Source organism: Sphingobium sp. B11D3A (assembly GCF_025961695.1).
GTDB lineage: Bacteria > Pseudomonadota > Alphaproteobacteria > Sphingomonadales > Sphingomonadaceae > Sphingobium.
Genome location: NZ_JAOQOE010000001.1, coordinates 1,067,980 through 1,088,470, shown reverse-complemented (window position 1 = coordinate 1,088,470; position 20,491 = coordinate 1,067,980). Strand labels below are relative to the sequence as shown.

18 protein-coding genes are annotated in these 20,491 nt (G+C 64.1%); 9 read left to right on the top strand and 9 right to left on the bottom strand.

What is annotated here, in order from left to right; translation table 11 throughout:
- Positions 1 to 8: 8 nt before the first annotated feature.
- The 8 genes from phoB to M2332_RS05115 form a co-directional block, all read right to left on the bottom strand.
- Positions 9 to 704, bottom strand: a complete 696-nt coding sequence (gene phoB, locus M2332_RS05150) for a phosphate regulon transcriptional regulator PhoB (protein ID WP_181560147.1) — start codon at positions 702 to 704, stop codon at positions 9 to 11.
- A 3-nt stretch (positions 705 to 707) separates the two neighbouring features.
- On the bottom strand, positions 708 to 1,406 hold the full coding sequence (gene phoU / locus M2332_RS05145) for a phosphate signaling complex protein PhoU (RefSeq protein WP_181560146.1): 699 nt from the start codon (positions 1,404 to 1,406) through the stop codon (positions 708 to 710).
- Between the two features lie 31 nt (positions 1,407 to 1,437).
- Complete coding sequence (pstB, locus tag M2332_RS05140) at positions 1,438 to 2,220, bottom strand: phosphate ABC transporter ATP-binding protein PstB (protein WP_264573226.1); 783 nt, start codon at positions 2,218 to 2,220, stop codon at positions 1,438 to 1,440.
- Positions 2,214 to 3,506: a phosphate ABC transporter permease PstA gene (pstA, locus tag M2332_RS05135; RefSeq protein ID WP_264573225.1), complete on the bottom strand. Its 1,293-nt coding sequence runs from the start codon at positions 3,504 to 3,506 to the stop codon at positions 2,214 to 2,216. The genes pstB and pstA overlap by 7 nt, the downstream gene beginning before the upstream one ends.
- Complete coding sequence (pstC, locus tag M2332_RS05130) at positions 3,503 to 4,885, bottom strand: phosphate ABC transporter permease subunit PstC (protein WP_264573224.1); 1,383 nt, start codon at positions 4,883 to 4,885, stop codon at positions 3,503 to 3,505. The genes pstA and pstC overlap by 4 nt, the downstream gene beginning before the upstream one ends.
- 77 nt (positions 4,886 to 4,962) lie before the next feature.
- A complete protein-coding gene (locus M2332_RS05125; RefSeq protein ID WP_264573223.1) occupies positions 4,963 to 5,997 on the bottom strand; it encodes a substrate-binding domain-containing protein in 1,035 nt (344 codons plus the stop codon).
- Between the two features lie 97 nt (positions 5,998 to 6,094).
- A complete protein-coding gene (locus tag M2332_RS05120) occupies positions 6,095 to 7,366 on the bottom strand; it encodes a sensor histidine kinase (protein ID WP_264573222.1) in 1,272 nt (423 codons plus the stop codon).
- A gap of 69 nt (positions 7,367 to 7,435) precedes the next feature.
- Complete coding sequence (locus tag M2332_RS05115; RefSeq protein WP_264573221.1) at positions 7,436 to 8,110, bottom strand: HAD-IA family hydrolase; 675 nt, start codon at positions 8,108 to 8,110, stop codon at positions 7,436 to 7,438.
- A 167-nt stretch (positions 8,111 to 8,277) separates the two neighbouring features.
- Between M2332_RS05115 and glmU the strand changes: the two genes are divergently transcribed.
- The 7 genes from glmU to M2332_RS05080 all read left to right on the top strand — a co-directional run bounded on the left by glmU (position 8,278) and on the right by M2332_RS05080 (position 15,167).
- A complete protein-coding gene (gene glmU / locus M2332_RS05110; RefSeq protein WP_264573220.1) occupies positions 8,278 to 9,594 on the top strand; it encodes a bifunctional UDP-N-acetylglucosamine diphosphorylase/glucosamine-1-phosphate N-acetyltransferase GlmU in 1,317 nt (438 codons plus the stop codon).
- A 343-nt stretch (positions 9,595 to 9,937) separates the two neighbouring features.
- Positions 9,938 to 10,198: a ribbon-helix-helix protein, CopG family gene (locus M2332_RS05105; protein WP_264573219.1), complete on the top strand. Its 261-nt coding sequence runs from the start codon at positions 9,938 to 9,940 to the stop codon at positions 10,196 to 10,198.
- The gene (locus M2332_RS05100; protein WP_264570817.1) at positions 10,195 to 10,563 is read left to right on the top strand and encodes a type II toxin-antitoxin system VapC family toxin; all 369 of its coding nucleotides are present in this window, start codon (positions 10,195 to 10,197) and stop codon (positions 10,561 to 10,563) included. Before M2332_RS05105 ends, M2332_RS05100 begins: the two co-directional genes overlap by 4 nt.
- Before the next feature lie 20 nt (positions 10,564 to 10,583).
- On the top strand, positions 10,584 to 12,407 hold the full coding sequence (gene glmS / locus M2332_RS05095) for a glutamine--fructose-6-phosphate transaminase (isomerizing) (RefSeq protein WP_264570816.1): 1,824 nt from the start codon (positions 10,584 to 10,586) through the stop codon (positions 12,405 to 12,407).
- A gap of 470 nt (positions 12,408 to 12,877) precedes the next feature.
- Positions 12,878 to 13,219: a hypothetical protein gene (locus M2332_RS05090; protein ID WP_264573218.1), complete on the top strand. Its 342-nt coding sequence runs from the start codon at positions 12,878 to 12,880 to the stop codon at positions 13,217 to 13,219.
- Between the two features lie 20 nt (positions 13,220 to 13,239).
- Entirely contained in the window at positions 13,240 to 14,133 is an 894-nt protein-coding gene (locus M2332_RS05085; protein ID WP_264573217.1) for a hypothetical protein, read from the top strand.
- Positions 14,130 to 15,167, top strand: coding sequence for a tetratricopeptide repeat protein (locus tag M2332_RS05080; protein WP_264573216.1), 1,038 nt, complete (start codon positions 14,130 to 14,132; stop codon positions 15,165 to 15,167). Before M2332_RS05085 ends, M2332_RS05080 begins: the two co-directional genes overlap by 4 nt.
- A gap of 86 nt (positions 15,168 to 15,253) precedes the next feature.
- Here M2332_RS05080 and M2332_RS05075 read toward each other — a convergent pair whose 3' ends face one another.
- Positions 15,254 to 15,919: a GntR family transcriptional regulator gene (locus M2332_RS05075; RefSeq protein ID WP_264571406.1), complete on the bottom strand. Its 666-nt coding sequence runs from the start codon at positions 15,917 to 15,919 to the stop codon at positions 15,254 to 15,256.
- Positions 15,920 to 16,030: 111 nt separating this feature from the next.
- On the opposite strand from M2332_RS05075, the gene M2332_RS05070 reads away from it, so the two are divergent.
- The gene (locus M2332_RS05070; RefSeq protein WP_264573215.1) at positions 16,031 to 17,755 is read left to right on the top strand and encodes a CocE/NonD family hydrolase; all 1,725 of its coding nucleotides are present in this window, start codon (positions 16,031 to 16,033) and stop codon (positions 17,753 to 17,755) included.
- Between the two features lie 47 nt (positions 17,756 to 17,802).
- Positions 17,803 to 20,487 (top strand): TonB-dependent receptor plug domain-containing protein, encoded by a 2,685-nt coding sequence (locus tag M2332_RS05065; protein ID WP_264573214.1) that lies wholly within the window; start codon positions 17,803 to 17,805, stop codon positions 20,485 to 20,487.
- Positions 20,488 to 20,491: the final 4 nt, after the last annotated feature.

Here is a 20,491-nt window from a genome sequence, read left to right as displayed (position 1 = left end):
GCGCGCGGTCAGGCGGCGTCGGCATCCAGCGAATAGCCGGCTGAGCGGACGGTGCGGATGATGTCCGGCAGGCCGCCGGCATTCACCGCCTTGCGCAGCCGGCGAATATGGACATCGACGGTGCGCAGTTCGATCTCGCTGTCCTGCCCCCAAACGCTGTCGAGCAGGCGCTCGCGGGAGAACACCCAGCCGGGATGTTCGAGCAGATGGCGCAGCAGGCGGAATTCGGTGGGGCCGAGGGCCACGAGTTGCCCCGCGCGCCGCACCTTGTGGGCCACCGTATCCATTTCCAGATCGGCAAAGGTCAGAACCTCGCCGGCGAGGGCAGGGCGGACGCGGCGCAGCACCGCATTCACGCGGGCGATCAACTCGCGGGGGCTGAACGGCTTGGTCACATAATCGTCAGCGCCCGTTTCCAGGCCGCGCACGCGATCTTCCTCTTCACCGCGGGCGGTGAGCATGATGATCGGCACATTGGCCGTCTCTGGCATCCGCCGCAGTCGCCGGCAGACCTCGATGCCGGAGAGATTCTCCACCATCCAGTCGAGCAGCACGATATCCGGCGTGCTCTCCTGCGCCAGAATAAGCGCTTCCTCGCCGTCGGGCGTCTGCGTGACGTCGAAGTCTTCGCGCTGGAAGTGCCAGATGAGCAATTCCGCCAGCGCTGCATCGTCCTCGACGAGCAACATCTTTGCGCGGACCACCACTCAGTCCTCCGCCAGCAGGTCGACTGACGTTCCCTTCTCCCGCTCCGGCGGCTTGGCTCCGGTCGCGACATAATGGACCATCTCGGCGATGTTGGTGGCGTGGTCGCCGATGCGCTCCAGATTCTTGGCGATGAAGAGCACATGCGCGCTCTCGGAGATCATCTTCTGGTTCTCCATCATGAACGTCACCATGGTGCGGAAGATGGAATTGTAGAAATCGTCCACCGCCCGGTCCCGCTCGATCACGGCCAGCGCCTGCTGCGCATCGCGCGCGGCAAAGGCATCGAGCGCGGACTTGACCATCTCGCGGGCGATCTGCGCCATGGAGGGGAGCAGCGAGAGCGGCTCCATGCGGCTGGAGGCCGTCACCGTCTCCACGCGCTTGGCGATGTTCTTGGCATAGTCGGCCATGCGCTCGACGATGCCGGCGATCTTGAGCACCGCGATGATCTCGCGCAGATCGTCCGCCATTGGCGCGCGCAGCGCGATGGTCTGCACGACCAGCCGCTCGATATGCGCGTCCAGCTCGTCGATCCGCGCGTCGCCGGCAACGACGCTCTTGGCGAGCGCCACATCGCGTGTCGTCAGCGCCTTGATGGCATTGTCGATGGCATCCTCGGTGAGGCCGCCCATCTCGGCGATCAGCGCCCGCAGGGCGTTGATGTCGTCGTCGAAGGCCTTGAGCGTGTGTTCCGTCATAGCTCGTTCCTGTCCATCCAATCGGCCGATGTCAGCCGTAGCGTCCGGTGATGTAATCCTTGGTGCGCTCTTCTCGCGGGTTGGTGAAGATTTCGGTCGTCGGTCCCTGTTCCACAAGCTTGCCCAAGTGGAAGAAGGCCGTCCGCTGGGAGACGCGCGCCGCCTGCTGCATGTTATGCGTTACGATCACGATGGCGTAGTTGCCGCGCAGCTCCAGGATCAGCTCCTCAATCTTGGCGGTGGCGATCGGGTCGAGCGCCGAGCAGGGCTCGTCCATCAGGATCACTTCCGGGTCCACGGCAATCGCGCGGGCGATGCACAGGCGCTGCTGCTGGCCGCCGGAAAGGGCGGTGCCGCTCTCGTTGAGGCGGTCCTTCACTTCCTCCCACAGGCCGGCGCGGCGCAGCGACTTCTCCACGACCTGATCGAGATCACTCTTGCTGGCGGCAAGGCCGTGGATGCGCGGGCCATAGGCGATGTTCTCATAGATCGACTTGGGGAAGGGATTGGGTTTCTGGAACACCATGCCCACCCGCGCGCGCAGCTGCACGACGTCCATGCCAGAGGCGTAGATATCCTCGCCGTCGAGTGTGATCTCGCCTTCCACCCGTGCGCTCGCCACCGTGTCGTTCATGCGGTTGAGCGTGCGAAGAAAGGTGGACTTGCCGCAACCCGAGGGGCCGATGAAGGCGGTCACATGATCCAGGTCCACGTCGATCGAGACATTGTCGATCGCCTGCTTCTCGCCATAGAAGACCTTGACGCCGCGAGCGGACATCTTGGGTGCGCTGGTCTGAATATCGGCCATTACCATTTCTTCTCGAATTTGTTGCGCAGGAAGATCGCGATGCTGTTCATCGTGAGCAGGAACGCCAGCAGCACGATGATCGCGGCGGAGGTCTTTTCAATGAAGCCCCGGCCCACTTCATCCGACCACAGGAAGATCTGGACCGGCAGCACGGTGGCGGGATCGGTGAAGCCGCCCGGCGGCTGCGAGACGAAGGCACGCATGCCGATCATCAGCAGCGGTGCGGTCTCGCCCAAGGCACGGGCCATGCCGATGATGGTGCCGGTGAGAATGCCGGGCAGGGCCAGCGGCAGCACATGGTGGAACACGACCTGCACCGGGGAGGCGCCGATGCCGAGCGCCGCATCGCGGATCGAGGGTGGCACGGCCTTGATCGCATTGCGCCCGGCGATGACGATGACCGGCATGGTCATCAGCGCCAGCGTCATGCCGCCGACCAGCGGCGCGGAGCGGGGCAGGTGCATCACGTTAAGGAAGATAGCGAGGCCGAGCAGGCCGAAGATGATCGAGGGCACCGCCGCCAGATTGTTGATCGACACCTCGATGAGGTCGGTCCAGCGATTGCGCGGCGCATATTCCTCCAGATAGAGCGCGGCGAACACGCCGATGGGGAAGCTCAGCGCAAGCGTGATCACCATCGTGATCAGCGAGCCCTTGAGCGCCCCCCAGATGCCGACCATGGTCGGGTCCGTGCCATCGCTGCCGGTGAGGAAGCCGATGTTGAAGGCGGTGGAGAGCGCGCCGGCATCGCCGAGCTTCGCGACCAATGCCTCGTCGGCAGGTGTGCCGTCGCTCTTCATCGCGACGTCCAAGCCGGTCGAGGCGGGCAGGCTCACCGTGGCCTTGCGCTGGAGAATGGTCGGATCGTTGATGATCGCCTTGCGCAGGGTGAGCACGGCGTTGGGCGAGAGGATCTGGGTCTCGGGGAGGCCGAACGCCTCCCTTGTGGCCTGCTCCAGCACCGCCGGCAGATTGGCACTGGCCAGCGCCTGCTCGGGGTTGGTCGCAAGCACCGCCGGATCGATCAGCGCGGGCGAGCGCGGGAAATCGATGGGCACGGCGACTTCCGTCTGCGTGAAGCCGCGCAGGCCATTGCCCATCATCGAGATGAGCAGGAAGGCGAGGAAGCCGGCCGAAACTAGCACGGCGGCCATGCCCCACAGGCGGAACCGGCGCTCGGCGGCGTAGCGGCGCGCAATGCGACGCTTCATCGCGTCGCCGCGCCAGTCGGTCGGCGCCCGTTCGGCGCGGTCGCTGGCTGCGGCCCGGTCGAGAACAGTCTCGCCGCTCATTCGTAAGCCTCCCGATATTTCTTCACGACCCGCAGGGCGACGATGTTGAGCAGCAATGTGACGACGAACAGCACCAGCCCGAGGGCGAAGGCGGCGAGCGTCTTGGCACTGTCGAACTCCTGGTCGCCGGTGAGCAACTGGACCATCTGGGTGGTCACGGTCGTCACGCTGGAGAAAGGATTGAGGGTGAGGTTGGCGGCAAGGCCGGCCGCCATCACCACGATCATCGTCTCGCCGATGGCGCGGCTCACGGCGAGCAGCACGCCGCCGACAACACCGGGCAGCGCGGCGGGGATCAGCACCTTGCGGATCGTCTCGCTGGTCGTTGCACCCATGGCCAGACTGCCATCGCGCATCGATTGCGGCACGGCGGCAATGCTGTCGTCCGCCATGGAGGAGACGAAGGGGATGATCATGATGCCCATGACGAGACCCGCGGCCAACGCGCTCTCGGAGGAGGCGTTGGAAATGCCGAGCGAAACCGCGAGGCTGCGCAGTGCCGGCGCGACGGTCAGCGCGGCGAAATAGCCGTAGACCACCGTCGGCACGCCTGCGAGCACCTCAAGGATCGGCTTCATCCACTTGCGGGTCGTCGGGCGGGCATATTGGGTGAGGTAGATGGCGCTCATCAGCCCCAGCGGAATGGCGACGATCATGGCGATGATCGCGCCGATGAAGATCGTGCCCCAGAACAGCGGCACCGCGCCGAAGGCGTCCTCATTGCCATAACCCATCGCGGCCGATTGCGGGCTCCAGTTGAGGCCGAGCAGGAAGTTGAGCGGGTTGACCATCGAGAAGAAGCGCATCGATTCAAACACCAGCGAGGCGACGATGCCGGCGGTGGTGACGATGGCGATCAACGAGGCGCCGAGCAGCGACCACATCACCACCTTCTCGACGCGGTGGCGGGCGGTGAAGGCGGGGCGGACGCGGGAGAGGGCATAGGCGCCGCAGGCAAAGGCCAGGATCGCGGCGAGGATCGCGCCCGTGGTCGAATAGCGCATCGTCGCGACGCGATAGGGCTCGACCAGCTCCGTGGCTTGGGGATTGAAGGCGGCCGCCTGCGACCCGGTGGCAATGGACTGTGCTTCGGCGAGGATCGCGTTGCGGGAGAAATCGTCGGTGGGCAGGCTCTGGGCCGCGGGCGTGGCCAGCACGGAGTCCGCGATCAGCGCCGGCATTACATTCGCCCAGACTGCGAGGAAGGCGAAAGCCGGCAGCATGGTCCACAGAGCCACATACCAACCGTGCTGGGTGGGGCGGCTGTTGGTTGCGAGACGACCGACCTCCGCCTGCAGCCGGGTGGCGCGTGCCCGGGCGATGATCCAGCCGATCACCCCAAGCGCGCCTATGATCAGGACGATCATTACGCCGCTCATTCGCTCATACCCCCTTGGCCATTCAACCTGGCAGGAACCGGTGGCGGCAGCGCGCCGTCACCGGTTGGATTGTCCGATCAGTGCAGTTCGTCGCCGTTCAGCACGGTGAGGTTTGCGATGCGCTCGGCATTGGCCGTGCGCACATCCTCGGGCGCGGCGACCATGCCACGGCGGGCCAGCGCACCATCGGGTGCCCAGTTCTTGGCGAAGGCTTCCATATAGGCCTTGAGGCCCGGAATGGCCGCGAGATGGGCCTTCTTCACATAGATATAGAGCGGACGGGCACCGGGATAGGAGCCGCCGGCAACGGTTTCGTAAGTGGCTTCCTGACCGTTGATGGCGATGTCGCGCACCGTGTCGCGATTGGCCTCGAGGAAGGAGAAGCCGAAGATGCCGACTGCATCGGGGTTGGCATTCAGCTTCTGCACGATCAGATTGTCATTCTCGCCGGCATCGACATAGGCGCCGTCCTCGCGGATCTGCGTGCAGAGCTGCTTGTGCTTGTCTTCATCCTTGGCCTTGAGCTCCTTCATGGCCGGGTCGGTGTCGCAGCCCGGGGTCAGGATCAGCTCGGCCAGCGAATCGCGCGTGCCGGAGGTCGAGGGCGGGCCGAAGACGGAGATGGCAATGGCGGGCAGCGCGGGGTCGATGTCCTTCCAGGTCTTGGCCTTGTTCGGGCCCTTGCCATAGGGATTGGCGGCCAGCGCTTCATAGACCTGCTTGGTGGTCAGCGCGATCTTGGGGCCTTTCACGGACTCCGCCAGCGCCAGGCCATCGAGGCCGATCTGGATTTCGATGATCTCGTTGACGCCGTTTGCCTTGCACGCCTCGAACTCGGATTTCTTCATCCGGCGGGAGGCGTTGGCAATATCCGGGTTCTGGGCGCCGACACCCTTACAGAACAGGCTGATGCCGGCACCGGTGCCGGTGGATTCGATGATCGGCGCCTTCATGCCGGGATTGTCATTCTGGAAGAGGCGCACGGCTTCCTGCGCGAACGGATAGACTGTGGACGAGCCGACCGCGCGAATCTGATCGCGCGCGCCGCCACCGGGCTGGTTCTGGCAGGCCGCGAGCATGAGCAGGGACGCGGCGAAAAATGCGTGACGCATGGACTGGTCTCCGGGAGGCGCTTGTGTTGCCCGGCGTCGCCTTAGAACCGGGTTCCTCGCGCCTCTGTGACGTTTCTGTTTCACTTTTGTGACTCGGTCACCCGGCAGAAGCGGCCCGCGCGGTGCCGGCAGCGGCCTCTTCCCCCGCAAGAGCGCGGAAGACCGGCAGTTCCACCCGCACGGTGGTGCCCACGCCGACCTTGCTGTCGAACTGAAGAATTCCGCCATGGCGCTGCACGATGTGCTTCACGATGGCGAGGCCAAGGCCCGTTCCGCCCATCGCGCGGCTGCGGCTTGAGTCGATTCGGTAGAAGCGCTCGGTGAGGCGGGGGAGGTGTTCGGGTGGAATGCCCTCGCCCTGATCGCTCACCGCCAGGAGCACCATGTTGCGCTCATGCGGCTCGGCCCGAACCGTCACCGCCGTGCCGGCCGCGCCATATTTGAGCGCATTGCTGATGAGGTTGTGAAGCAGCTGGCTCAACTGCGCACGGTCGCCGCGCACCGGCGGCAAGTCCGGGTCGACCTGCGTCACGATATCCTGCCCGCGCTTGTTCTGCCCCTGGCGGAAGACCTGCACCACTTCCTCCACCAGCGGGGCGAAGGCCACCGGCTGGTCGGGCGAGCGATATTTGTCCGCCTCGATGCGGGAGAGGGACATGAGATCATCCACCAGCCGCTGCATCCGCCGGGCCTCGCCATCCATGATGGTGAGGAAGCGCTCGCGGGTGGCCGCATCGGCGCCCGCGACGGGGTCGCGCAGGGTTTCGATGAAGCCGAGGATGCCGGCCAGCGGCGTGCGCAGCTCGTGGCTGGCATTGGCGACGAAATCCACGCGCATCCGCTCGGCGGCCTGCTTGTCGCTCTGGTCGAAAAGCAAGGCGAGCAGGCGGCCATTGGCAATCGGTTGAATGTCGAGCGCCCAGCTTTGGCCGGCGGCGCCCAGGCCGATGATGTCAACGCGGGCGGGGGCCTGCGCCTGATTGGGGCCGGTGAGCAGATCGATTGCGGCCGGGTGGCGCAGCGCCAGCCGGACGTCCTGCCCAATGATGTGGCGGCCGAGCAGTGCCAGCGCGGCGTCATTGCAGCGCTCGATCCGCCCGCGCTCCACGATCAGGCTCGGATGCGGCAAGGCCTGGAGCAGCGTGTCGATCTGGCTGAGACTCGCGCCATTTGCGTCAGGGGCAGGTGCCGAGATCAGGGACGGCGTTGCGCGGCGCTCCAGCGCATCGAAGAGCAGTGCGACGCCGAACAGGCAGGCCACCGCCGACGTCAACGTGGCTTCCGCGCTGCCGGTCAAGGCATAGACGATGACGGTCGCGAGCGCCCCCGTCAGCAGCAAAATCCAGATCGAGCGATCGACGCGGGCCATGGCCACCCCGTAGATGATTCGCACTGCCAGCGCGATTCCAAAGATCGCGGCGCTGGGGCGGGGAGCGGCTTAGATCGCCCAGCGCTCCAGCAGCGGCACCAGCTCGTCATAATGGTCGATGCCGGCATCCGCGCCGATCTCTTCCGCCGTGCAGGGCACGAAGCCGAAGCTGACCGCAATCGAGGGAATGGCAGCAGCACGGGCGGCCAGCGTGTCATTGTCGGTATCGCCCAGGAAGATGGTGCGCCCGCCGCCCGCCTTCTCAACCATGTCGAGCAGCAGATCGGGCAGCGGCTTCATCCGGTCGGGGCCGAGCGTGTCGCCGCCGACGATAGCCGCAAAACGGGGCGTAAGGCCGAGCTGATCGAGCAGGCTGCGCGCCAGCGCCTCGCGCTTGTTGGTGCAGACGGCCAGTCGCACGCCGCGCGCGGAAAGCGCATCCATCGCGTCGATCAGGCCCGGATATGGCTGGGTATGTACCGCGATGTTGGCGGCATAATGGTCCAGCAGGATCGGCAGCAGCGCATCGACCAGCGCTTCGTCCTGCTCGCCCGATTCCTGCAGTGCCCGCGCCAGCATGCGCCGCGCGCCCTTGCCGATGAACGGGCGGATGGTCTCGACCGGAAAGGGGCCGTAACCGCGCGTGGCGAGCGCGTGATTGACGGCGGCGGTCAGGTCCGCGCCGGTATCGAGCAGCGTGCCGTCAAGATCGAAGCCGACGAGGTCGAAAGCAAAGGTGGTCATCGCTGCCCCATGCCTTCTGGGCAGTGGCGCGATCAAGTCAAACATGGCAAGGCTTGCCTGCCCTGTCCTGATCGCCCCTCGATCTCGCCAACAAGAGAGTGCCCGTGCCCGATCCGATCAACCGCCCGCTTGCCGTTGTCATTCTTGCTGCCGGCCAGGGGACGCGCATGAAGTCGGCCAGGCACAAGGTGCTGCATCCGCTCGCTGGCCGCCCGATGCTGCTGCATCTGCTGGCAAGCGCCGGCGCGCTCGATCCGGCACGGCAGATCGTCGTGGTCGGCGCCGGGCGCGAGCAGGTGGAGGCTGCCGTGGCCGGTCGCGGGATCGACATTGCGGTGCAGGCCGAACAGCTCGGTACGGGCCATGCCGTGGCGCAGAGCGCGGCGGCGTTGCAGGGCTTTGTGGGCGATGTGCTCATTCTCTATGGCGATGTGCCCTTGGTGCGCGCCGAGACCATGCGCGCGATGATCGCGCGCCTGCATGAGGAGGATGCGCCGGCCTGCGTGGTGCTCGGCTTCCGCCCGCGCGACCCCGCCGCTTATGGCCGCATCATCGCCACTGCCGATGGACGCATTGGCAAAATGGTCGAATATAAGGACGCGACCGAGGCCGAGCGCGCCGAGGATCTGTGCAATTCCGGCCTGATGGCCGTGCGCACCGAGGATCTGTTCGCGCTGCTCGACCGGGTCAGCAATGATAATGCAGCGGGTGAATATTATCTGCCGGATATCGTGATGCTCGCTGCCGTAGACGGGCGGGCGAGCGCGGTCATCGAAACGAGCGCGGACGAGGTTGCCGGGGTGAACAGCCGGGCAGAACTGGCGGCGGTCGAGGCGAGCTGGCAGCAGACACGGCGCGCGGAAGCGATGCGCGACGGTGTGACGCTGGTTGCGCCGGAGACCGTGTTTTTCGCCTACGACACCGTTCTTGGCCGCGACGTGACCGTCGAGCCGAATGTGATCTTCGCCCCCGGCGTGGTGGTGGAGGAGGGCGCGACGATCCATGCCTTCAGTCATCTTGAGGGAGCGCATGTCGGGCGCGATGCCTCGGTCGGGCCATTCGCGCGGCTGCGGCCCGGCGCGCGGCTGGGCGAAAAGACCAAGGTCGGCAATTTCGTCGAAATCAAGAAGGCCGTGCTGGGCGCGGGGAGCAAGGTCAACCATCTCTCCTATGTCGGCGACGCGCAGGTGGGCGAGGCCGTGAACATCGGCGCCGGCACGATCACCTGCAACTACGACGGCTATTTCAAGCATGAAACGGTGATCGGCGACCGCGCCTTTATCGGCTCGAACAGCGCGCTGATCGCGCCGGTGCGGATCGGCCGCGATGCCATCGTCGCGGCAGGCAGCGCCGTCTCGCGCGATGTCGGGGACGGAGAGCTACGCTTGGTCCGCGCGGAACAGTTTGTGAAGCCGGGCTGGGCCGATCGCTTCCATGACGCGATGCGCAAAAAGAAAAGTGCGGCGCACAAGAAAGACAGCTGAGGTCCCTGCCATCCGGTGGCATTTTATCGACGAACCGAGGAAAATTTCTGTGCGATTGTCGAAAATGTCCAATCGCCCGGGCAGCATTTTTGAGACGGTCGAGCCCAGCAGATGAGCAGCGATCCTTCGTGGGACGCAATCGGCTTTGCCCGGTTGTGGGGAGTGCAGCGCTGATCATCGATCCTTATCGGTGCGAGCCGAACCTGTCCGTGGGGAATGCGCCTCCGGGTGCATTTGGGCAGTTGGGATAGGAAAGAGGGCGGCCAGCTATGTGGTTCGCCCTCTTTTCTTGCGTGGCCGAGGCGCACATTGACATGATATCACGATATGATATCAATATATCATGCGCTTCCTGGCTGACCTTTCCGACGACGATGTGAAGTGGCTTGAGGAGCAGGCCGCGCAGCAGGGGACATCCCGCGCGGCAATCCTCCGCGAGGCCGTCAGCAGCTATCGTGCCGCCCAGTCCATGCAGGGAGTGGAGCGTTTTTTCGGCCTCTGGGCACAGCATGGCTCATCGGTGGATGGGCTGGCCTATGAACGTCGCGCCCGTGGCGAGTGGGATCGGGATTGGGAGAGCGCCGAGGGCGCACCTCAACCGTGAGCGAGTTCTACTTCGACACCAATATTCTCATCGACGCGCTTCATGAACGCCCGCAGGCGTGGGCGGAGCTGCAGCGCGCCCGTCGGCCGTGGATCAGCCGGATCAGCTGGATCGAGATCATGGCCGGCGCCCCGGATGGGCTCCATGCCGAGACGGAGCGCTTTTTGGATCTTTTCGCGATCGCGGAAGTGAGCGAGGAAGTGGGGCGGCGGGCCGCTTCGCTTCGGCAGCAGCGCCGCTCGCTTAAATTGCCCGATGCCATCATTCTCGCTTCGGCCCAGTTGAGCGGGCGCATATTGGTGACGCGCAACAGCAGGGATTTCCCGGCCAATATGCCGGGCATCCGCATCCCCTACACGATCTGAATTCAAGGAAGGCTCACCCCATGTGCGGAATCATCGGCATCGTCGGCACGCAGGATGTTGCGGAGCGCCTGCTCGACGGGCTGCGGCGGCTCGAATATCGCGGCTATGATTCCGCCGGCGTCGCCACGATCGTGGATGGCCGGATCGAGCGGCGGCGGGCCGAGGGCAAGCTCGTCAATCTTGCCCGTGTGCTGGCCGCCGAGCCGCTGGCGGGCGCGACCGGCATTGCCCATACCCGCTGGGCCACCCATGGCGCGCCGACCACGAGCAACGCGCACCCCCATGCGACGGACGAAGTCGCGGTGGTCCACAATGGCATTATCGAGAATTTCAAGGCGTTGCGCGATGAGCTGATCGGGCGCGGGCGGGTGTTCGCCAGCGAGACCGATACCGAGGTGGTCGCGCATCTGGTGAGCGAGCTGGTCGAGCAGGGCGCTTCACCACAGGACGCCGTGAAGCAGGTGCTGCCCCGTCTGCACGGTGCCTTCGCGCTCGCCATCCTGTTCCGTCGCCATCCCGATCTGTTGATCGGTGCGCGCCTTGGCTCGCCGCTGGTGGTCGGCCATGGCGATGGCGAGACCTATCTCGGGTCGGACGCGCTGGCGCTGGCCCCGCTCACCCAGCGCATCGCCTATCTGGACGAGGGCGACTGGGTGGTGGTGACGCGCGAGGGCGCGCAGGTGTTCGACCGGGCCAACAATCCCGTCGAGCGCGCGGTCACCATCTCCGGCGTGTCCGGTGCGATGATCGACAAGGGCAATCATCGCCACTTCATGCTCAAGGAGATTTACGAGCAGCCCGTGGTGGTGGCGCAGACGCTGCGCAGCTACCTCCGGCGGATCGACGACACGCTCTCCCTGCCGATCCCGGACTTCGACCTTTCGGCCATCGGCCGTGTCACGATTGTCGCGTGCGGCACCAGTTTCTATGCCGGTATGGTCGCCAAATACTGGTTCGAGCAGTTCGCGCGCGTGCCCGTCGATCTCGATTTCGCATCGGAATTTCGCTATCGCGAGCCGGTGATGGAGGCGGGCGGCCTTGCGCTGTTCATCTCCCAGTCTGGCGAGACGGCCGATACGCTCGCGGCGTTGCGCCATGCCAAGGCGGAAGGGCAGAAGATCGCCGTCGTCGTCAACGTGCCGACCAGCTCGATGGCCCGTGAGGCGGACCTGCTGCTGCCGACCCATGCCGGGCCGGAGATCGGGGTCGCCTCGACCAAGGCCTTCACCTGCCAGCTTGCCGTGCTCGCCGCGCTCGCGGCCAATCTCGCCCGCGCCAAGGGACGGCTAACGCGCGCGGAAGAGCAGCGGATCGTCGGCCATCTGGCCGAGGCCCCTGCCGCGATCAATCAGGCGCTGATGCAGGACGAGGCGATCCAGGCCCTCGCGCCGCACATCGCGCCCGCGCGGGACGTGCTCTATCTGGGGCGCGGCACCGATTATCCGCTGGCCCTCGAAGGTGCGCTGAAGCTCAAGGAAATCAGCTACATCCATGCCGAAGGTTATGCGGCGGGTGAAATGAAGCATGGCCCCATCGCGCTGATCGACGAGGCGGTGCCGGTCATCGTCATCGCGCCCTCAGGCCCGCTGTTCGAGAAGACCGTCTCCAACATGCAGGAAGTGCAGGCCCGCGGCGGCAAGGTCGTGCTGATCTCGGACGAGGAGGGCATCGCCGCCGCCGGCGAAGGCTGCCTCGCGACGCTCGCACTCCCCAAGGTCCACCCCCTCATCGCGCCGATGGTCTATGCCGTACCCGTGCAACTGCTCGCCTACCACGTCGCGGTGCTCAAGGGCACGGATGTCGACCAGCCCCGGAATTTGGCGAAGAGCGTGACGGTGGAGTAGGTTCGACCTCTGAGTGTGGCCCCTTGCGGCGCGTATAGTTTTTTAAATGGCGATTAAAATTCGCCGATTTCGAATTTGCGACAATTAAAATTGTCAGATTATTCCGAAATAATATAAGTATTTAGGCATTGGTATCTTCAAAAGTGCATCTTGTCGAAAGGGCATGCCAGTGGCCGGGTGGTTAGCATCTGAGCAAGAATGATAGTACAGATCGGCCATGCACCGGACCTCCGGTCTTAACGCCGATCCGCTAGTTGCGCAGGGTGGCTGCTGCTCATGCGTGCCCACGCAACCACGGCACCTTACTGGCGGCCGAAGTAGGGTGTGCGTGTTTCCGTCGACCGTCGTGCCAACGGCAGCGTCGCACGGCTGGACGATCGATTGGGAAAAACAGTTTCATATCCTGCGCATCGGTGGCCACAAGAGCCTGTTTCCGCTTGTAGAGGTCTCATCCTATGCTCATGATAACAATGCTGGTCGCTGCCGCGGCCCCACCGCAAGATGTGGTGAGGGCAGATCCTGTCGCCGGTATGCTGCCCGCCGGTATCGGCGAAGATGAGGTCGTGATTGCCGGGATCACGGATAGCGCCGTTCAGAAGTGCGTTCGGTTTTTCGAAGAAGAGCTGGCGCCGGAGGCGGGCATGCGTATCGACCGCAGTGCGATGACGTCCAGCCCGGAGCAAGGGCAAATCTGGCGGGCAGATGCGGTGAGCGTGCAACCGCCCCTGCGCGCGTCGCGGTTTACCTGTACCAAGGACGGCAAATCCATTGAGCCGCTAGGCGCGCCAGAGGCGGAATCGCCCGGCAAATGACCATGAGGAAAGGACAGCTGTTGAACGGCAAAATCGGTACGTTGCTATGCGGCCTGCTCGCGCTGGCGCCGATGGCCGCCCAGGCGCGCTCCTCGCAATGGTGGTTCGTGGCACAGGGTGCGGACCGGGTTCTGTTCGTGGATGTGGGCTCCATCGAGCGTGAGGGCGATATCGTCCGGTATCAGGCCAGCCAGGTGATCCGCGATCCCAATGATCCAGCGGCCCTCATCCGCGCCTATATGGTGACCGACTGCAAGAAGCGCACCGAAAGCTGGGATATGGCGATGCGCTATGACGCGGAGGATCAACGGCTCGACGAGACCGCGGTGCGCTTTCCGACCGAAGCCGTCCTGCCCGACACGATCGGCGATGCGCAATTGCAGTTCGTCTGCGCCGCGGATCGCGCGCAGAGTGACGGCTTCCCCCTGCAGATCGACGAAGTCGCTTTTGCCGAAGCCCTGATCGCTGACACCCAGGCGTCGGAAAGCCCGGCGGCAATCCACGAACGCATGCGCCTTGATCCCAAGGTGCCGGTCATTCGCTCGAAGGCGCCCGGCGTTGAAACCTTCGGCACGCCGCAGACCACGCGGGCGGGACATGCCGTCGTTCCACCACGGGATTATGCCAAGGGTGTGCAGATCCCCATCGCCAGTGATTATGACACGGATGTGGTCGGGCAGATTTACGACATTGCCTATCTGGGCGTGCAGAATGGCGATTTGGTGTTCGAGAAGCGCGGCTACAGCATTGACGACCTCGCGCATGCCGGTTCCGGCCAACCCATGCGCTTTCCGCGAGCGCAAAAGACGGTTCATATCGGCGATTTCATGATCGACGTGCTTGAGGCTACGCCGCAATCGCTCCGCTTTCGCGCACAGCTCGTCCGGGACGGCGCCGAGGGACAAGGCGGATGACCTCGGCCTTGCGGCCCATGGTCGTCCTCGCGCTGGCAATCGCCTCCGTGGTGCCTCCTGCGCAGGCGCAGGAAGTCGCGACAGCAACGCAAGCGCCACCAGAAATGGAGGCGTCACAAGAGGACGCGCTGACCTCCGTGCCGGACCTTGTCACGCGCTGTGACGGAGAGGATGCGGACAGTTGCGCCGAACTGGGCGAGCGCTACCGTGAAGGCCGGGGTGTCGCCCGCGATCTGGTGCGGGCGACCTATTTTGCCGGCAAGGCGTGCAATCTTGGTGATATGGCAAGCTGCACCATGGCCGGCTTCGCTTATGGGCAGGGGCAGGGCGTTGCCCTGTCGGTGGACCGAGCCACCGCTTATTATGCCTATGCCTGCCGGAGCGGCGATGCCACCGGATGCTCGAACCTCGGCCTCGCTTATATTCGCGGGGATGGCGTTACGAAGGATGACGTCCGCGCCGCTGCTCTCTTCAGGCAAGCCTGCGACAAGGGATCGTCCGACGGATGCATGAACCTCGGCGCTGCTTATTCGCTGGGCAAGGGATTGCGCCGGAATCATGCAGAAGCCGCGCGCCTGTTCCGGCAAGGCTGCGACGCGGGCGATGACAAATCATGCTATAATCTCGGCGTTCTCTATCGGGACGGCCTCGGCGGGCCGCGTGACTATGCTCGGGCGACAGAATTGTTCGAGAAGACGTGTCAAGCTGGCGACGCGAGCGCTTGCGGCAATCTCGCGATGATGATCCACCGGGGCCAGGGAGTCCGTAAAGACCATAGCGGCGCGCTCGACATGTTCGACAAGGCGTGCGGGCTCGGGGAGGCGGAAAGCTGCTTCATGCTTGGGAAAGCCAATCTGGAGAGCAAGCACGGTCGGGATCGCAATCATGCGCGAGCGATTGCCTTGCTGGAACGATCCCTGACGCTGGACCCGAAGGCCTCCTTTGCCGGCAAGGCGAGGAAGGCGCTCGCCGATGCACGCGCTGCCGCAAGCGCCTCAAGCGCGATCGAGGATGGCGCAGAGGAACAGCGCTGAGGTTCGCGCCCTGGATTTATCGCGGGTTAGGCCGATTCTGTCAGTGGCCCGTTGCTGACAATCGATGAGCACCGCACTCACGACCCTCACCGATAAAATTCACTCTCGATTTTTGACAGTGTTTTGAACCCGTCACCGATGTGGCTGCGCATGGCCGTTTCGGCCGCATCGGCCTCTCCGGCCAAAATGAGGCGCAGCATGTTCTGGTGGTCCGCGTTTGCGGTACGCAGGCGCTCCTCATCGTAGAAACTCTCGAACAACATTCGGTGAATGGGAACATTCAGGCGTTTGAGCAACTCGGCAATAACCGTGTTGCCAGAGCCTTCCACAATGAGTCGATGCCACTCGATATTCAGCCGCCCAAACTTATCCGGCGCCCGATCGTTCACGCATTTGTCGAGTTGCTCCTGGACGATGCACAACTGGTGCTTCTGCTCATCCGAAGCATTTCGTGTGAAGTCGGCGGCGCAGATACCTTCTAATGCAAGACGCGCCCGATAAATTTGCGCAGCTTCCTCAAGGCTGGTGCTTCGGACGGATGCCCCGCGGAATTCTTCGATCAGCACCAGGCCTTCGCCTTCCAGCCGCTGCAACGCTTCGCGCACCTTCGACCGACTAGCGCCGGTTTGCCGGATTATGTCCACTTCGACCAACCGCTGGCCGGGCACAAAACGGCCTGTGCGAATGCGGTCACGCACCCAGTCGGCGACCTCGACGGCCGAGGGTGCCCGCTTGTCCAACTGCTCGTTCATGTTAGGAGCGTCTAATCTCCTGACAATATTGTCAACAATATTGTCATCTGTTTTTTGATTGCATCCGGTGGGTTGATCGCTGATGAAATTGTCAACAATAGGAGAGCGGGGATGCGGGCGGTTAGATGGATCGGGGTGCTGGCTGCTATTACGGCAGCCGTGCCGGGTCCGGCTAAAGACTATGCAGATGTGCAACGCAGCTCGCTCTACGTGCCTGTGCGGGACGGGACGAAGCTGGCCGTCAATATCTATCGACCGGCCAGTGACGGCAAGGTGGAAGAGAAGCGCCTTCCTGTTATCTTCGTCTTCACGCCCTATCGCGCCCGTTTCAAGGACAAGGACGGCGCGGTCAAGGAAGTCGCGCTGGAGGATGGCCTGGCGCTGCGCTCTCTGATTTCCGCCGGTTATGTGGTCGCCGTCGCCGATATTCGCGGCAAGGGCGCGTCCTTCGGCGCGCGGCGGGGTTTTCAGGACCGCACCGAGGCGAAAGATGGCCATGAACTGGTCGAGTGGCTGGCGCGCCAGCCCTTTGCCAGCGGCAAAGTCGGCATGATCGGATGCTCCTATCTGGGGGGCACAACATTTCACACCGCAACCACTGCGCCCCCGGCGCTCAAGGCGGTTTTCATCGGCGCGTCGGACCTCGACAAATATGCTTTCGTGCGGCGCGGCGGTATCACCGCACAGTTCAACACCCGGCCGGACGAGCCGTTGCGCGACGATCTGGCGAGCGTCCCGGTCGATGGCGATGCGGACGGGCAGCAGCTTAAATCAGCCGTTGCCCAGCATGCCCAGAACACGCCGATGGCCGCGCTCTGGTATGGTATGCCCTATCGCGACAGCGTTTCCTCTTTCACTGGAAATCGCTTCTGGGAGGAAGTGGGCGTCTATAATTATCTCGACGCGATCCAGCGGGCGGGCATCGCCACTTATTTCTGGAGCAACTGGCATGACGAGCCAACGGCCCAGTCCCTCTTAAGCGCGGCGAACCTCAAGGGATCGAAATTTCTCGCGGGGCCTGGCAGCCACTGCGTGCCGCCGCCTGGATTCGACTTCACTGGCGAAGTCGTGCGCTATTTCGATCATTATCTCAAAGGCGCGGACAACGGCATCGAGAAGGAGCCGCGTGCGACTTATTGGGTCGAGGGATTGGACGGGAAAGGTGGCTATGCCCGCTCCGACGCGTTGCCGGGTGCCAACGTCACGCCAATGCAGTGGTTCCTGAACGGCGGTCGCAGTGGCACCGCGCGATCGGTGAATGACGGAACGCTCGGTGCAAAGCCGGATCGCGCGGGCGCGGACAAGTTCACGGTGCGCTACGATTTGCCGGGCGCAGACTATTTTGCCTTCTGGGCCAAGCCCATGGACGACAAGGGGCTGAGCTATACCAGCGCCCCGCTGGACAAGCCGCTCAAGCTGATCGGCTATCCGGTCGTGAACCTGCGCGTCTCGGCGGACAAGCCCGATGCCGATGTTTTCGTCTATCTGGATCAGGTGGCGGCCGACGGACAGGCGGAGGTCGTGGCCTTCGGCCGGCTGGCACTAGCGCATCGCAAGAATGGCAAGGCACCCTATGACGTCAAGGGTCTGCCCTGGCACTCAGGGCGCAAGGCAGATGTAGCACCTCTCCCGGTCGGCCAGCAGGCCAATCTGGTGATCGATCTGACGCCGGTGTCGCGGATCGTGCCGGCTGGCGCGCGTTTGCGCGTCACCATCGCCGGTGCGGACCCCCGCCAGCGCAATCTCAAGGAAATACAACAGACTCCCGCCCCGGTTTTCACGGTCGAGCGGGGCAGCGCGGGCGGCTCCTGGGTCAAATTGCCGGTCGCGAACTGAGACGTCGATTAAACATAAAAGCCGCAGGGGCGGCGAGGGAGGTTGGGATGAGCAAGGATTATAAAGGCGGGATCACTCTAGGAACGGCACTGAAGCTGGGCAGCAGCCTGATGGCACTGGCTCTGCCCGCGATGGCGGTGGCGCAGAACGAGGAGGGGGCAGCGCCGGACATCGTCATCACCGGCAGCCGCGTGCGCGGCGAAGCGCCGGTCGGGTCGACGGTCACCACACTTGGCCGGGCTGAGATGGAGGCCTCGAGCGCGGTCACCGTCGATCGCATGATTAAGGAAATCCCGCAGGTCTTCGACCTCGGCGTCTCGGAAAATTCGCGTGGCCAGTCGGGCGGAAGCGGCAACATCACCTATGGCAACTCGGTGAACCTGCGCGGCATCGGGCCTTATGCGACGCTGGTGATGATCGACGGGCACCGCGTGACCAACAACAGCCGTTCGATCGATCCGTCGGTCCTGCCGTCGCTGGGTGTCGAGCGGGTCGAGGTGGTCGCCGACGGCGCATCCGCCATCTACGGTTCGGATGCGGTCGCGGGCGTGGTGAATCTTATTCCCCGTCGGTCACTCGACGGCGGCGAGGTGTTCGCGCGCTCGGGCATATCGTCGCGGGGCGACTTCCATGAGACGACGCTGGGCGCCGCGCTTGGCAAGGTGTTTGAACGCGGGCAGATCATGGTCGCCTACGAGCATGTCGAGCGCTCGAACCTGAGTGGCGATGATCGCGGCTTCTTTACCAGTAACCAGACTGGCTTCGGCGGCGGGGATTACCGGATCGTGCGGTGCGCGCCGGGTAACATCAATGCGAACGGTACGACCTACGCCATCCCGGCGGGGGGCGTGACCCAAGCGACGGCAGGATCGCTGGCGGCAGGCACGCTCAACAGGTGCGACGAGCTGGACAATCAGGATCTCATTCCGGAGCAGCGCTACGACTCATTCAATAGCACGGGTCGCTTCGACCTGACCGACTGGCTGAGCGTCTTCTATGACGGCTTCTATTCAAAGCGTAATTTTTACCGGAATTCCGCCTATTCCAACGCGCGCCTGACGGTGCCGCAGACGAACGCCTTCTTCGTGCGGCCCGCTGGCTTTAGCGGGACCAGCTATACACTCGACTATAACTTCGGCAGCAGCGTGCCGATCAATGACTCGTTCGGTTCTGCGGAAAGCTGGCAAATCACGCCCGGCCTTCGTGCCAAGCTGCCCCATGACTGGGAAGCCGAAGTGCTGTTCGGCTATGGCAAGACCAATGATTTCTCAGGCTCTTATCACGGCATCAATAACGCCGCGCTGAACGCTGCGCTCGCCAGTAGCAACCCCGCGACGGCGTTTGACCCGTACAGCCGTGGTCGCACAAGCGCCGCAGTGCTGGCCGGGATTTCCGACCAGATCTTCCTGGCTCCAACCAATGGCCACCTGAAGACCTATGAAGGTCGCCTCAACGGCTCGCTCTTCGCGCTGCCCGGCGGCGACGTGAAGCTGGCGGCGGGTTATGAGCGGCAGGATTTCAACGTCGCGCTTGGCTCCGCTCGCGGCGGGCCGACGACGCCGATTACCTACCGCCATTTCGGCCGCGAGGTGGACTCCTTCTATGGCGAACTCTACATCCCTATCTTTGGAGCGAACAACGCGGTTCCCGGTTTCGAGCGGCTGGAACTCAACGCCGCCGTGCGCCACGACAAGTATAGTGACGTGGGCAGCACCACCAACCCCAAGTTCGGCCTGAACTGGCAGCCGGTGCGCGGCGTCAAGCTGCGCGGCAGCTACGGCACGTCGTTCCGTGCGCCGACTATCCCGGAGATTTACGGCAACTCGAACAACATATTCGGCCAGAGCTACCAGAACCCGGCGGGCGGTGCGCCGCTGCAGGGCTATGCGCTTTCCGGTCCCAATCTGGACCTGAAGCCGGAGACGGCGACCACCTGGTCGGTCGGCTTGGACTTCGAGCCGACATCCAATCTGAGTTTGGGCGTCACCTATTGGGACGTCAAATATGAAAACCAGGTGCTAGCCAACCTCTCCAACCTCACCATCCTGGGTAACGAGGCGCAGTATGCCGGCACGGGCATCATCCTGCGCGGATCGGCGGCGGCGGCGCGGGTGCAGCAGTTGCTGAGCCAGGGCGTCGCGCTCGCCGGAGGTTCTTTCCCCGGTGGTGATCCGGCCAATGTGACGCTGTTCGTGGACGGACGCAGCCAGAATCTGGGCGTGTCGATCACGCGCGGGATCGACTTCAGCGGAACCTGGAAAGCCGACATCGGTGCGGCCGACCATCTGCTCTTTAACGTGTCGGGTACCTACCTCACAAAGTATAACATCGCCGTGACGCCCGCCGCGCCGCTGGTCGACCGGCGCAACGTCATCTTCAATCCGCTCAAGTTCAAGGCGCGAGCCAGCATTACCTGGGATCACGGGCCACTGAGCGCGTGTGTTCTGGCCACGCATGTTGGTGGATACACCAACAACCTTTCCAACCCGGTGCAGTCCGTGAAGAGCTACACCCCTGTCGACTTGACGCTGACGTGGCGCATCGGGGACCCGCAGGCGACCGGCTTCTTCGAGAAGGGGCTGACGCTCGCGATGGAAGTGCGCAACGTCCTCGATATTGCGCCCCCCTATGTCAATCTGGCGCCCAACGGCAATGGCGGCGGTGGCTATGACGCGACGGCGAGCGATCCCATTGGGAGACTCTTCGCCGTCAGCGTGCGCAAGTCCTTCTAAGGGA

Coding starts and splice junctions, on each gene's coding strand:
- phoU (WP_181560146.1), bottom strand. CDS start 1,406: ATGACGGAACACACGCTCAAGGCCTTCGACGACGACATCAACGCCCTG.
- pstB (WP_264573226.1), bottom strand. CDS start 2,220: ATGGTAATGGCCGATATTCAGACCAGCGCACCCAAGATGTCCGCTCGC.
- pstA (WP_264573225.1), bottom strand. CDS start 3,506: ATGAGCGGCGAGACTGTTCTCGACCGGGCCGCAGCCAGCGACCGCGCC.
- pstC (WP_264573224.1), bottom strand. CDS start 4,885: ATGAGCGGCGTAATGATCGTCCTGATCATAGGCGCGCTTGGGGTGATC.
- M2332_RS05125 (WP_264573223.1), bottom strand. CDS start 5,997: ATGCGTCACGCATTTTTCGCCGCGTCCCTGCTCATGCTCGCGGCCTGC.
- M2332_RS05120 (WP_264573222.1), bottom strand. CDS start 7,366: ATGGCCCGCGTCGATCGCTCGATCTGGATTTTGCTGCTGACGGGGGCG.
- M2332_RS05115 (WP_264573221.1), bottom strand. CDS start 8,110: ATGACCACCTTTGCTTTCGACCTCGTCGGCTTCGATCTTGACGGCACG.
- glmU (WP_264573220.1), top strand. CDS start 8,278: ATGAAGTCGGCCAGGCACAAGGTGCTGCATCCGCTCGCTGGCCGCCCG.
- M2332_RS05105 (WP_264573219.1), top strand. CDS start 9,938: ATGCGCTTCCTGGCTGACCTTTCCGACGACGATGTGAAGTGGCTTGAG.
- glmS (WP_264570816.1), top strand. CDS start 10,584: ATGTGCGGAATCATCGGCATCGTCGGCACGCAGGATGTTGCGGAGCGC.
- M2332_RS05090 (WP_264573218.1), top strand. CDS start 12,878: ATGCTGGTCGCTGCCGCGGCCCCACCGCAAGATGTGGTGAGGGCAGAT.
- M2332_RS05080 (WP_264573216.1), top strand. CDS start 14,130: ATGACCTCGGCCTTGCGGCCCATGGTCGTCCTCGCGCTGGCAATCGCC.
- M2332_RS05075 (WP_264571406.1), bottom strand. CDS start 15,919: ATGAACGAGCAGTTGGACAAGCGGGCACCCTCGGCCGTCGAGGTCGCC.
- M2332_RS05070 (WP_264573215.1), top strand. CDS start 16,031: ATGCGGGCGGTTAGATGGATCGGGGTGCTGGCTGCTATTACGGCAGCC.
- M2332_RS05065 (WP_264573214.1), top strand. CDS start 17,803: ATGAGCAAGGATTATAAAGGCGGGATCACTCTAGGAACGGCACTGAAG.